13 protein-coding genes and 1 tRNA gene are annotated in these 12,199 nt (G+C 63.5%); 5 read left to right on the plus strand and 9 right to left on the minus strand.

Going from position 1 to position 12,199, the window contains the following annotated elements; all coding sequences use genetic code 11:
• Positions 1 to 106: 106 nt before the first annotated feature.
• On the plus strand, positions 107 to 967 hold the full coding sequence (locus MF134_RS15895) for a hypothetical protein (protein WP_255340447.1): 861 nt from the start codon (positions 107 to 109) through the stop codon (positions 965 to 967).
• Between the two features lie 63 nt (positions 968 to 1,030).
• Here the strand turns inward: MF134_RS15895 and MF134_RS15900 are convergent.
• The 3 genes from MF134_RS15900 to MF134_RS15910 form a co-directional block, all read right to left on the minus strand.
• Positions 1,031 to 1,115: transfer RNA gene (locus MF134_RS15900), tRNA-Leu, on the minus strand.
• A 594-nt stretch (positions 1,116 to 1,709) separates the two neighbouring features.
• Positions 1,710 to 2,534, minus strand: a complete 825-nt coding sequence (locus MF134_RS15905; protein WP_255340448.1) for a class I SAM-dependent DNA methyltransferase — start codon at positions 2,532 to 2,534, stop codon at positions 1,710 to 1,712.
• Positions 2,531 to 3,175: a pyroglutamyl-peptidase I family protein gene (locus tag MF134_RS15910; protein WP_255340449.1), complete on the minus strand. Its 645-nt coding sequence runs from the start codon at positions 3,173 to 3,175 to the stop codon at positions 2,531 to 2,533. Before MF134_RS15910 ends, MF134_RS15905 begins: the two co-directional genes overlap by 4 nt.
• Positions 3,176 to 3,471: 296 nt before the next feature.
• Here MF134_RS15910 and MF134_RS15915 point away from each other — a divergent pair, with 296 nt between their 5' ends.
• Positions 3,472 to 3,684: a cold-shock protein gene (locus MF134_RS15915; RefSeq protein ID WP_134763778.1), complete on the plus strand. Its 213-nt coding sequence runs from the start codon at positions 3,472 to 3,474 to the stop codon at positions 3,682 to 3,684.
• A 517-nt stretch (positions 3,685 to 4,201) separates the two neighbouring features.
• Here the strand turns inward: MF134_RS15915 and MF134_RS15920 are convergent.
• Positions 4,202 to 5,338 carry a site-specific DNA-methyltransferase gene (locus tag MF134_RS15920; RefSeq protein ID WP_255340450.1) on the minus strand — a complete coding sequence of 379 codons (1,137 nt, stop codon included), beginning with the start codon at positions 5,336 to 5,338 and terminating at the stop codon, positions 4,202 to 4,204.
• Positions 5,339 to 5,540: 202 nt separating this feature from the next.
• Between MF134_RS15920 and MF134_RS15925 the strand changes: the two genes are divergently transcribed.
• Entirely contained in the window at positions 5,541 to 6,221 is a 681-nt protein-coding gene (locus MF134_RS15925; protein ID WP_255340451.1) for an HAD family hydrolase, read from the plus strand.
• Positions 6,222 to 6,239: 18 nt separating this feature from the next.
• Here the strand turns inward: MF134_RS15925 and MF134_RS15930 are convergent, their stop codons facing one another.
• Complete coding sequence (locus MF134_RS15930; RefSeq protein WP_255340452.1) at positions 6,240 to 6,779, minus strand: hypothetical protein; 540 nt, start codon at positions 6,777 to 6,779, stop codon at positions 6,240 to 6,242.
• 212 nt (positions 6,780 to 6,991) lie between these two features.
• Here MF134_RS15930 and MF134_RS15935 point away from each other — a divergent pair, with 212 nt between their 5' ends.
• A complete protein-coding gene (locus MF134_RS15935; RefSeq protein ID WP_255340453.1) occupies positions 6,992 to 7,846 on the plus strand; it encodes a D-amino-acid transaminase in 855 nt (284 codons plus the stop codon).
• A gap of 64 nt (positions 7,847 to 7,910) precedes the next feature.
• On the opposite strand, the gene MF134_RS15940 is transcribed toward MF134_RS15935, so the two are convergent.
• Positions 7,911 to 8,675 (minus strand): SDR family NAD(P)-dependent oxidoreductase, encoded by a 765-nt coding sequence (locus MF134_RS15940; RefSeq protein WP_255340454.1) that lies wholly within the window; start codon positions 8,673 to 8,675, stop codon positions 7,911 to 7,913.
• A gap of 44 nt (positions 8,676 to 8,719) precedes the next feature.
• Positions 8,720 to 9,226, minus strand: coding sequence for a TspO/MBR family protein (locus MF134_RS15945; RefSeq protein WP_255340455.1), 507 nt, complete (start codon positions 9,224 to 9,226; stop codon positions 8,720 to 8,722).
• Between the two features lie 80 nt (positions 9,227 to 9,306).
• Here MF134_RS15945 and MF134_RS15950 point away from each other — a divergent pair, with 80 nt between their 5' ends.
• Entirely contained in the window at positions 9,307 to 9,804 is a 498-nt protein-coding gene (locus MF134_RS15950; protein WP_255340456.1) for a lysozyme inhibitor LprI family protein, read from the plus strand.
• A 13-nt stretch (positions 9,805 to 9,817) separates the two neighbouring features.
• Here the strand turns inward: MF134_RS15950 and MF134_RS15955 are convergent, their stop codons facing one another.
• Positions 9,818 to 10,324: a DUF3429 domain-containing protein gene (locus tag MF134_RS15955; RefSeq protein WP_255340457.1), complete on the minus strand. Its 507-nt coding sequence runs from the start codon at positions 10,322 to 10,324 to the stop codon at positions 9,818 to 9,820.
• Positions 10,325 to 10,380: 56 nt separating this feature from the next.
• Positions 10,381 to 12,027 carry an FGGY-family carbohydrate kinase gene (locus tag MF134_RS15960; protein ID WP_255340458.1) on the minus strand — a complete coding sequence of 549 codons (1,647 nt, stop codon included), beginning with the start codon at positions 12,025 to 12,027 and terminating at the stop codon, positions 10,381 to 10,383.
• Between the last annotated feature and the right edge of the window lie 172 nt (positions 12,028 to 12,199).

The following is a 12,199-nucleotide window of genomic DNA, read 5'->3' on the forward strand; positions in this document are numbered from 1 at the left end:
GCTCAGCCAACCAGCACGAATAGAAATTCACCTCGATCGGTGAGTCGGAACAATCTTATCGGTCCCGTTTAGCCCAATTTCAATCGACGCCAAGTACTACTTCTCCATGAAAAATAAGACCGCCTCCATCCTTGGCATCTCTTGCCTCGCCGTGATCGCCACCTTCGCGACGGTGAGTTGGATGCCGGCGGACGCCGTTCAGGAAAAAGCGATAGATATCGTGGTCGATGGCGTCCATGCTGCGGCCAAGGCCACCGCTTCGACCCATCCCCGACCGACATCGGGGCCGTGTGCGGGCGAACGTGTGCATTCGCCAGACGAATGCACCGTGAACATTCTCAAGGCGATGCGAGAGAGCAAACCCGAAGCTGCGGCTGACGCCATTCTACGTCGTGTGGCAGGGCGGGAGAACGAGGCCGTCCGTGTAATGCTCGTCTTTCGTAAGACCCTTGAGCTTGCCCGAATTCAAGAACCCGTCCTGAAAGAAGACGTGGTCTCAGCGACACGCGAGATGCTGGTGAGCAATGTTGAGGACACGAGTTGCAAAGCGCATATCGGAATCACTGTCGTTCATCATTGGCTTCACCTCAATGATCGCGAGCGCGCCATCAAAGCCCTTCAAGACGTGCACGATCCGGCGGAGGGAAGGACGACTTGCCTGCTCGGCACATCGGGTGCACTTGACGTCCATCGCTACGCGCTCATTCAAGCCGAGATCCCGTTCGACAGGATTGGACTATTCATGGACGCCAATCTCTCTTTCGTCCGCCTCGTCAATGTTCCCGATCAACGGATACCGATGGCCATCCTGGAAGCCGCGATGCGCGCGGGTTTTCGCGATGATGAAAAACTCGCCCTGAACCTGCTTGCTGCCACCGCGCGTGACACCGGGAATACCAAGATCGCAGAGCATCTTGAGTCCTGCGTCCGCTGGAGCAGCTTCGGGTTTGGCTGCAGCTTTAAATAGAACCCAGCATGGCAAGAACGATCTTTGGTGGCCGAGGCACACCTATGTCGCGACGGCTTGCAATGGTACGGGCGGCGGGACTCGAACCCGCATGGCTGAAAGCCCAGGGATTTTAAGTCCCTTGCGTCTACCATTCCGCCACGCCCGCAACGCGCCACTCCTGATCGATCCGCTAGTCGCCTGTCAACATTTGTTGATGCCGCGCAACAGCGCGCAGAAAAGCGCTTAGCAAAATGCCGAAAATGGCGTATGGTTACCTCGTGCCTTGGAAGTGCCAGATTCTTGAAGGCCAAGCGAGAGGGGTGGCCATGGGGACGAGGAAAGACAGCAGTCGCAGATGGTTCAGCCCAGCCGCACGGTCCTGGGTGGAAGCACCGGATGTATTTGAAGAGGAAGGACTTCTTCTTCGTTTGCGTGCCAACAATGATGCACTCGATAGCTTGCGCGAGGCTCTCGATGCGGAAGTTCACGCTTTCGCCTCATTTCCGGATCTAGACGCGCCCGAAAACGGCGCGGCCTGAGTTTTCCACGGAAATCCAATTAACTTTCTCGGTGCTCGTCCACACGATGTCAGAGCACCGGCGAACGCTGTAATTTTGGGTCGCTGCAACTCCGCATCACCGGCAGTCCCGGGTTCCTCCCTGTTTGCGACGAAGTTGGATGATGTCGGGCGGCGACGGCATGCGTTCTTGGCCGCCCAACGCGCAGAAGCGAAGGGAAGCGGCGCCTTTCTTCAAAGATATCAGGCGATCTTTCGCGCTATAAGGAGATGGCCGGGCGCCGGCTTCCCATCCTGCATGCGCACCGTGATCGCCTCGAAGCTCAGGACATCCAGCCCCGCCTGAGCCAGAGCGTTTCGCACATAGTCTTCGCCGTGGTGAAATCGGTGGTCCCGCCCCACGACGAAACCGGCCGGGGCCGAAACGGCCTGTGAGAACGTCTCGGTCGACGCGGCAAAGAGGCCGCCCGGTCCCAGCCTGCCTGTGACCGCTGCAAGAAGCGAAGTGAGGTCGCCGATATAGGGCAAGACGTCCGCCGCGGTGATCAGATCGAAGGGTTCGTCGTCCTCGAAATCCTCGAGGAAACCCTGGACCTCGCCGACGAAGAGATGGTCATAAGCTTCGGTGTCGAAGCACAGTTCGATCATGTTTTCCGACAGGTCGACGCCGAACATCTCGCGCGCTCTGCCCTGCAGCGCGAGGCCGACCAGACCCGTGCCGCAGCCGAGATCGAGCACGCGCCCGCAATCGCTGATCCCGAGGCTTTCCAGGCGCCGGGCCATCAGATCCGGCACGCCATAGCCGAGCTGGCGCACCAGAATGTCCTCGAACATTTCGGCCTGCTGATCAAACAGCGTGGCGACATAGGCCTCGCCTGCCGAAGCCGGTGTCTCGCCCGCGCCGATGGCCGCAAGGCGCAGGTGCGCACCGACATGATCATGCGGATCGATCGAGAGGCAGGTGCGATAGGCTGCCGCCGCCGTCTCGAAGCGGCCGGCCTTCTCCTCCGAGAGAGCCCTTTGATAGGCCTCGTCGAGGGCGTCCTCGTCAAACGTCGTCTCGTTCATGGGTCGACCCTTTCCTCATTCCCCGGCGCCAGCATCGCGATCAGTGCCAGCGCCGCCGCGTCCATCCGGCCGGCCGGCATGCTCATGAAGACCTCCGGCAGGGTATGGCGGTCGACATATTCGCCCACACGCTCATCGCTGAGCGGCATGTGGAAGAAACCGAAACGTTCCACGCCGAGGGAAGCCGCGCGCTCGGCCAGCCGGTAGAGGGTGTCGTTGCACAGATACCCCCCCGCATGGGTCGACCATTCGAAGTCGGTTCCCGCATCCCGCAGAGCCTTCGCCACAGCGCCCCAATCGAGCCGACAGGGTATCGTCTTCGGTCCATCGCTGATCGAGGGCCCCGCCGGAAACGCGTTGACGGCGTCCGCTCGCCCCAACTCGCGATGATTGCGCGCCATCAGTTCGACGCGAAACCGCTCGCAACGCATGTGAAGACCGAACAGGAGAACCGATGTCGCCCCTGTGGCAGCGATCGCCTCCTTCAGACGCGGCCAGCTGCTCTCCCACTCGACCGGCAGGACGAGGGTTGCGACGGCCGTGCTCTCAGCCGTCCGCGCCTCCAGCCGACGGATCATATCCTCGGACGGATTGGTGGCGACGCCCGGAAAGGACGAGAAGCCGGCGACGAGAATCGACATGGCCGTAAATGGTCCGTACTGTTGGATTTCATGTGACGTAGATGCAGCGGAGAGCTTGTATCGTAATGAAACGTGAAGCTCGTCAGAAATGTTTCACTTGCAAACGACGGGCGCAGATAGCATTGATGAGACGTTCGGGCAAATTCGCGAACACGGGTAATGGACGAATTGCGTGTCGGGGGCGCCTCTCCCGGGCAGGCTCGGCAGAGCCTGCGATGTATCGGTTCCTATCCTAGTCAAGACTTGCCTGCCGCTGCCCACGGGCGAACCAACATGCCAGGATAAGGAATCCGGGAATGGCACAGACCGGTACGGTCAAATTCTTCAACACCGAAAAGGGTTTCGGTTTCATCAAGCCGGACAACGGTGGCGCGGATATCTTCGTGCATATCTCCGCCGTGCAGGCATCGGGCCTGCCGGGTCTTCAGGAAAACCAGAAGGTCTCCTTCGACACCGAGCCGGACAAGCGCGGCAAGGGCCCGAAGGCCGTCAATCTTCAGCCGGCCTGATCTCACAGGTTTCGCCCGGCGGTTATCCCGCCTGGGCTTGCAACACGCTTCGGCGCGACATCGCTGATGGCCTCATGGCCCGGCGGGTTGCGCCGTTTTGGTTTTTGGCTGGGGTGCTCCGGCGATCGGCTCGGTGCGCGGGACCTCGCCACGGCCACAGGGCCGCTTCGACAATGTGACGTCGGAAGCCGCTTTGGCATTGCGTATCCACTCGATTCCGACATTTGCGACGTTGCTAGGATAAGCCGGGCTCACGTTGGAGCCGAGCACCCTCGCCCTTCGACAGGCTCAGGGTGAGGGCTACTGAGGCGAAGGGGTGTATCGGCGACATAGCCATGGCCATGCCGAACTCTGCGGAGACGCTGCGTTCGTCCGAAGCCTCCGGATCCCGGTACGCCCGCTGCACCCCCATCGACACCCTCATGGTGAGCCTGTCGAACCACGAGGGTTCCAGCGCGCACCGGCAGTCGTCGAATCGGCTGGCATCAGGACTCGAAACATCAGCCCCGCTCAGCCATCACCCCTTCGACTGAAGAGCCATGCGTTCGCGCACCAGCCGGCGCAATTCGTCGATCGGGCGCAGTTCGCCTTCCGCTTCCACGTGCCAGAACGTCCAGCCATTGCAGGCGGAGAGCCCCTGTACGCGGGCTCCGGTCCGGTGGATCGACGCGGCCTCGCCGTCGATGGCGACGGTCCCGTCGGCCCTGACCTTCGCCACATGGCGGCGGCCCGCATCGGTGAGTTTCGCACCGGGCGCGATCAGGCCCGCCTCGATCAGGCTCGCAAAGGGCACGCGCGGCTCGGCGCGCTTGCCCCCCGAGATTGTCAGACTGTCCGGGTCCAAGGGCTCGACGGCGGCGATCCGTTCCTCGGCCGCGGCCACATAGGCCTCGTCCTGTTCGATGCCGATGAAATGCCGCCCCAGCCGCTTGGCGACGGCGCCAGTCGTGCCGGTGCCGAAGAAGGGGTCGAGGACCACGTCTCCCGGCTTGGTCGAGGCCATCATGATGCGGGCGAGCAGCGCTTCTGGCTTCTGGGTCGGATGGAGTTTCTGTCCGTCGTCGTCCTTCAGGCGTTCGCCGCCGGTGCAGATCGGAAACAGCCAGTCGGAGCGCATCTGCACGTCGTCATTGGCAGCCTTCATGGAATCGTAGTTGAAGGTGTAACCCTTGGCGTTCTGGTCGCGCGAGGCCCAGATCAGGGTTTCATGGGCGTTCTGAAAGCGGCGGCCGCGAAAATTCGGCATCGGATTGGTCTTGCGCCAGACCACGTCGTTGAGGATCCAGTAGCCGAGGTCCTGTAAGCTGGCGCCCACCCGGAAGATGTTGTGGTAGGAGCCTATCACCCAGATCGTGCCGTTCGGCTTCAGGACGCGGCGGGCGGCCAGCAGCCAGGCGCGAGTGAAGGCGTCATAGGCCCGGAAGCTGTCGAACTGGTCCCAGGCATCGTCGACCGCATCGACCTTCGACTGGTCGGGTCGGTGCAAGTCGCCGGCAAGCTGGAGATTGTAGGGCGGGTCGGCGAAGATCACGTCGACGGATTTTTCCGGCAACATTTCCATCCGCGTCACGCAGTGCCCCTTCAAGATGCGGTCGACGAACCCGACATCGGGCTCGTAGGCAGTTGCGAGAGAAGCGGAACGCTGTGAAGCCATGTCGGGTACTCGTAGACGCGAGGAACACAATTGCCGCCATGGTTACCGAGCAGGGTAAACAATCGATAAACCAGTGATCCGCCGGCCGAATGAACCCGAGATTTTGCGCGGCGTGCGCAGCGTGCTACCGGACGCGCGACGCCGGCACGGCGAGAGACCGAACGGCCGCCCAATCGACGCCATCTCCAAAGCGGAGGCTTGCATGCAACAACCCCAGCTTCTGATCTTCGACTGCGACGGCGTTCTGATCGATTCCGAGATGATCGCGGCCGAGGTCCAGTCCGAGATGCTGAAGGCGGAGGGTGTCGAGATCGATCCGGCGGATTCGGCCGCCCGCTTCGCCGGCATGACATGGCCCGCTATCCTGGAGCGCATCGGCGAAGAAACGGGCAAGACGTTCCCGAAGGACTTCATGACCCGTGTGGACGAGGAGATCGACCGGCGACTCGGGACCGACGCCGAGGAGATCGCCGGCGCCCACGACATTCTCGACCGCCTGATCCTGCCCCGCTGCATCTGCTCGAATTCGACAAAGCAGAGACTGGAGATCGAACTGGAGCATGTCGGGCTTTGGGGCCGGTTCAATCCCCACATCTTCAGCGCCCGCGACATCGGCCAGGGCAAACCGGCACCGGACGTCTTTCTGCACGCGCTGAAGGTCTTCGGCGCAGCCCCCGAGGCGACGATCGTCATCGAGGATTCGGTGCATGGGGTAAAGGGAGCGCGGGCGGCGGGCTGCCGCGTCGTCGGTTTCACCGGTGGTCGCCACACCTATCACGGCCATGCCGACGCTCTGACCGAGGCTGGTGCGGAGACCGTGATCAATCGGCTCGTGGACTTTCCGGCCGTCGTCGAAGTCTTGGCAAGCTGGCAGGACGCCTGAGCGCAGGCCTGCCAGGGATCACCTCGTGGCGACAGAGGCCCGGGCCATCGCTTCGTCGATCAGTCGGTTGGCGATCTGCATTCTGACATTGGCCTCGGTCCTGAACGCGATCGCGACCCGATCGGGATGGTTGGCCCGGGCGAAGCTGCGCCGCAATTCCTTCAATTCGGCAAGGCTTCTCGCGGTGTGAAGCTTCAGTTCCCGTGCGATCATCCTCGGATCGGTGCTGGGTGCGACCATGGCCGGCCCTGGCTGGGAGCCGGCTCTTCGGCTCTGCGCCTCGCCAGAAGCAGTGCGGCGCGGATCGACGCGTTCGTTCTGGCGCGCGGTCTGCTTGGCGTCCGGCTGGATTGCCTCCTCGCCCTCGTCGTCGAATTCCTCATAGGCGGCCCGAGCGGCCTGGGTGTGAGCCCGCGTCTCGGCGATCTTCGGACCTCGTCCCATGCCGAAGGCCGACATCATGCCGTCTGATGCCCGGTTCAGAACCGAGCGCCAGCTTTTGTCCTCATGCCGTGCGGCCACCCCTTCCAGAACGGCCTCGAATGTCTGATCGACCATGAAACGCGGCACCGATCCAAACGCAAAACTGATCTCCGAAGGATCGCGCAGGGATCTGAAGCTTTCGTAAAGCTGGACAGCGCCGGTGAGCCGGAACGCGAAAATCCCCCTCGCCCCCTTTGTGTTCGCTCCGCGATGTGAAAAAACCCGAAAACTTTGGCAGGCAAACGGATCAATTCCGGCTGGTTGCAGAAACGAAGGAGGCTCGGTCCATGCGAACGGTCTACGTCAACGGCATCTTCTGCCCGGAAAACCAGGCCGTCGTGTCCGTCTTCGATCGGGGATTTCTCTTCGCCGACGGCGTCTACGAGGTGACGAGCGTCCTGGGCGGACGGCTGATCGACTTTTCGGGGCACATGGCGCGGCTGCGACGGTCCCTCGACGAGCTTTCCATGGCCGCCCCTGCAGGCGAAGACGAACTGCTCTCGATCCATCGCCAACTCGTCGACAAGAACGGGCTTGACGAGGGCATGATCTATCTCCAGGTGACGCGCGGCAGCGCCGACCGGGATTTCCTTTATCCGCCCGAGGACACACCCGCCTCTCTTGTCCTCTTCACCCAGGCCGCCAATCTGCGTGCCCGCCCGCAGGTCCAGACAGGAATCCGCGTGGTGACGGTGCCGGACCTGCGCTGGCAGCGACGCGACATCAAGACGGTCCAGTTGCTCTACCCGTCCATGGCGAAGATGGAAGCCAAGCGCCGCGGCGCTGACGACGCCTGGCTGGTGGAAGACGAGGTGATCACCGAGGGAACGTCGAACAACGCCTATATCGTCACGGCAGACGGCAAGCTGATCACCCGACCGCTGTCCCATTCGATCCTGCACGGGATCACCCGCACGGCAATCCTGCGGCTTGCCGCCGAACACGGCGTACCCGTCGAGGAGCGGCCCTTCACCGTAGAGGAAGCAAAGCAATCTCGCGAGGCCTTCGTCACCTCGGCCTCGACCTTCGTCATGCCGGTGGTTCAGATCGACGAGGCCGTCATCGGCGAAGGCTCGCCCGGGCCGATCGCCCGCAAACTGCGGACGATCTATCTCGAAGAGGCCGAACGGACGGCGATCTGAATGGCTCCTCTCGGATCGGCAGACACCTAGGCATGAGCCCTGGGCGCCCGCTTTGGCCCGAGTGTCAGATCGAGCCGGCTTCGACCATGTAGTTGTTGGCCGTGCACATCGCCGAATCGTCGGAGGCGAGGAACAGCACCATGCGGGCCACATAGACCGGATCGATGAGATCCTTGAGGCACTGGCGGTCGCGATGCTTCTCGAGAGCCTCCGGTGTTGCCCAGAGTTCCTTCTGCCGCTCGGTCATGATCCAGCCGGGAACGAGGGTGTTGACGCGGATGCGGTGCGGGCCGAGATCGCGGGCGAAGGACCGGGTCATGCCGTGAACGGCGGATTTTGCCGTGGTGTAGGCCGGCATGCCGCCGGTCGACTCCCACCAGGAATTCGAGCCCATATTGATGATCGATCCGCCGCCGGCTGCGATCATGCCGGGCGCGACGGCCTGCGTCGCGAAGAACATGTGCCTGAGATTGGTCGCGATCCGCTCGTCGTAATATTCCGGGGTCACGGTTTCCCAGCCATGCCGGTCGTCACGGGCGGCATTGTTGACGAGCACCGTCGCCGGGCCGTTTTTCTCGGCAAGGGCGGAGACGGCGCCTTTCAAGGCTTCGATGTCCCTGACGTCGGCTGACGCGTAGGCCACCGTCGCGCCCTTCTCGGTCAATTCCGCGACCAGCGCCTCGGATCGCTCGGCGTCGAAATCGATGAAGCCGATCTTCGAGCCCTGGCCGGCAAAGGCCCTGACGATCTCCGCCCCGATCCCCGAAGCGCCGCCGGTCAGAAGTACGGTTCGCCCGGCAAGGCTCGGATAGGTGGCGAAATCTGGCATGGTCGTCTCCTCCATTGTTGATTGTTGTGAGCTTGTCTCGTCGGTCAGCCCGACGCCTGGACCCTGTCGGCGCGAGATGCGGCGAAGGCCCCCGGATTGCGCCGCCAGACCGAGAGGTTCAGGCACGCGGCGATCGTCACCCAGACGAGATAGGGGATCAGTAGCAGGCCGGCGATGGCGTCGATCGGATAGAACAGAAGCGCGTTGACCGCCACCGCCAGCCACATCGCCAGAACATCGGCGAAGGCCAGGCCCGGCCGCCTGAGGCCGAAGAAGAAGGCCGACCAGGCGGCATTCAGCACGAGCTGCACCGCATAGGCGAGAAACGGCAGGGCGACGAGCCCGGCGGCTTCATAGACGCGCCAGCCGGCGATGGCGATCATCACGTAAAGCGCCGACCAGACCACGGGAAATGCCCAGTTGGGCGGGGTCCAGCGCGGCTTGTCCAGGACTTCGTACCAGGGACCGGGCTTGAAGACCGCGCCGCTCATCGCGACGACGAAGACAATGCCCAGAAAGACGAAGAGGCTGACGATCGATGAGACGTCCATGTCTGAAAAATTCCCGTTGCGGATAAGAGAAATCCGTTGAATATCTGGAGCTTCGCCAACTCGCTCAAGGTCGCCTCGCGATGCGCCGCCTTCCCCTCATCCTATCGAGCCTGATCCTGCTTGCCCATCCCGCCATGGCGCAAGATGCTTCAACCGGAGCCGACGTCACCGAGCTTCGACAATGCGTCGCCGGGGCGGGCGACAATCCGCGCAGCTGTATCGAGAGCATCGTGACCCCTTGCGTCGACGGGCTCTCGGAAGAAAGCGAGGACGGCGTCAACGGCTGCTACGACCGCGAAGCCCAAGCCTGGGACGTGCTCTTGAACGAAAACTACCAGATCGCGCTCAAGGACGCGCAGTCGGTCGACACCGACCTTCGTGAATATGGCGGCGGCGAACCCACCGTCGCTGCGAGCCTGAAGACGGCCCAGCGCGCCTGGATCGCCTATCGCGATGCCGAATGCGACCGTCTCTACGACCGCTACAAGGACGGCACGATCCGCTTCACGGTCTTTGCCGCCTGTCAGAACGAGTTGACGGCAAGCCGCGCGATCGATCTGGCGCCTTCCGGGGAATAGGCAGGCCCCTCCGTCAGCCGAAAAGCGGGCTCTGCCAGATATAGGCCCCGGTGGCGATCAGCGCGACGATCGGGATTGCCATCTGGAACGGCCGGAGGGTGGCGAAGAACAGGGGCGCCTCGCCCCGCTTCGCCGCGATCGGATCGAAGACGGCCAGGCTGACATAGCCGATCAGTTCGAGGATCACTGCGGTCAGCGGATAGGCCCAGACCGTGGAGACGACGGCTGCGAAGCCGAGACCGAAGAGCCAGAGCATGATGGCAAGCTGCGCCCATGTCGGGCCACCGGGCTGGCGGAAACTCACGCCCCGCCGGACGCCGCCGAGAAACATCAGAATCCCGGAGGCCCAGAGCAGGGTGAGGTTCAGCGCCAGGAAGGCCTGGGCTTCGTCGCCAAACCAGAGATAGACTGCCCCCGCCGCGATCGGCAGCATGGCGGCCAGAGCCAGCATAGCGCCGATCGGCGGCGGATCGGCCGGTTCGGTAGCCGTAATCGTCCGGCTCTCCCGGTGGGTTGTCATGACATAGCCTCTTCTGCCGCTTTGCAGACCACAAACATGAGCAGCATCCTCAAAGGTCAATGCGGCGCGGCGTATTCGCGCATGATCTCGCGCGTGCGGCGCTCGCATTGCTGAAGCAGGCGATAGGCTTCGTATTTGGTGGAGTGGAATTCGGCGATGGTCCCGCCGGCAGGGCTGATCACGTCGCCGCTGCGACACATGCTGGCAGCAGCGGTGCGAAGATCCTCATGGGCTCCCCCGGCGACCGCGCCGACCATCGCACTGCCGAGGAGCACCGGCTCCGGCGTTTCGGGCGAGGTGATCGTGAGACCGGTCGCGTCCGCGAGAATGCGCCGCAACAAGGGAGAGCGCGCGGCTCCGCCGGAGGCCACGATAGTTCCGAGCTCAAGCCCCTTGGCCCGGTTCGCCTCGACGATCTGCCTTGTGCCGTAGCAGAGCCCGCACAGCCCCGCGACGAAGAGCCGGACGAGGCTCTCCTTGCTGTTGACCAGGGTCAGGCCGGACATCGCGGCGGTCGCATGAGGGTCGGCTTCCGGCGAGCGGTTGCCGAGGAATTCCGGCACCACGGTCAGGGCCGCGCCGAGAAGCGCTGCCTTTTCCAGCGAGCCGGCCATCTCGACGGCGCAAGCTTCCAGATGGTCGAGGAGCGAGACGCCTCTTTCGGCCGCCGCCTTGCTGGCCTCGCCGAACGCCGGATGCATGGTGACGAGATGATCGAGCGCGGCCCCATAGGCCGACTGGCCGCCTTCGAGCAGCCAGTATCCCGGCAGCATGGCGCCGCAGAACGGACCCCACACACCATCGACGAAGGCCGGTTCGGTGGTCAGCGTCATGGTGCAGGACGAGGTGCCCATGATGAAGGCGAGTTCGCGGGTCGGATCGAACGCTTCGCCCGTCGGCGAGGTCCCCCCGACGGTCCCGACGCCGCCGGCATGGGCGTCGATCAGCGAAGCACCGACCGGCGTACCCGGCCTCAAGCCCAGCTCGGCGGCGGCCTTTTCGGTCAAGCCGGAACCAAGTGGCGTGGCGATATCCACCACCTGGGCCCCGATCCGCTCGAAGCCCTCCTCCGCCAGTTCCTCAAGGCCGATCGTGCGAAAATAGTCCGCATCGAACCGGCCTTCATGGGCGAGATAGGTCCATTTGCAGGTCATGGTGCAGACCGAACGCGCACGGCTGCCTGTCGCCCGGAAGGACAGGAAGTCGGCGAGATCGAAGAACTGCCCGGCCTCAGCGAAGGTCTCCGGCTTGTTCTCCTTCAGCCAGAGAAGCTTCGGCGTCTCCATTTCCGGCGAGATGCGCCCGCCGACATAGCGCAGCACGTCATGGCCCGTGGCGTTGATGCGAGCCGTCTGGTCGAGGGCGCGGTGGTCCATCCAGACGATGACGTTGCGCTCGTTCTCGTCGGAGGGGCCGACCGACAGCGGCCGGTCGTCCCGGTCCAGCACGACCATGGAACAGGTCGCGTCGAAGCCGAGACCCCCCACGTCCTGCGGGTCGATGTCGGCCTCGGCCAGGACCGCACGGACGCTGTCGCAGATCGCCTGCCAGATATCCTCTGAGGATTGTTCGACGATGTCGGGATCTTCGCGCCAGATCTTGATCGGGCGCTTGGCGGCAGCGATCAGCCTTCCGTCCTTGCCGAACAGCCCTGCCCTCGCGCTGCCCGTACCGACATCGATGCCGAGAAAAGCCTGGGCCATGCTCGCTCCCTTTCACTCCCCGGAAGCGACGTAGCCGATTTTTCGGCGTGAAGGAACGGGCGACCGAGAGGACTCCGGCGAAGCGGCGAACCCGGCGCGGTCCCGCCGGTCAGCCCGTGGACCGGCCGGCTGGCATCAGACGGCAGGCCCGCAGAGGCTCTCGGGGGCTGCC

This window comes from Jiella marina, assembly GCF_024359545.1.
Lineage (GTDB): Bacteria > Pseudomonadota > Alphaproteobacteria > Rhizobiales > Rhizobiaceae > Jiella.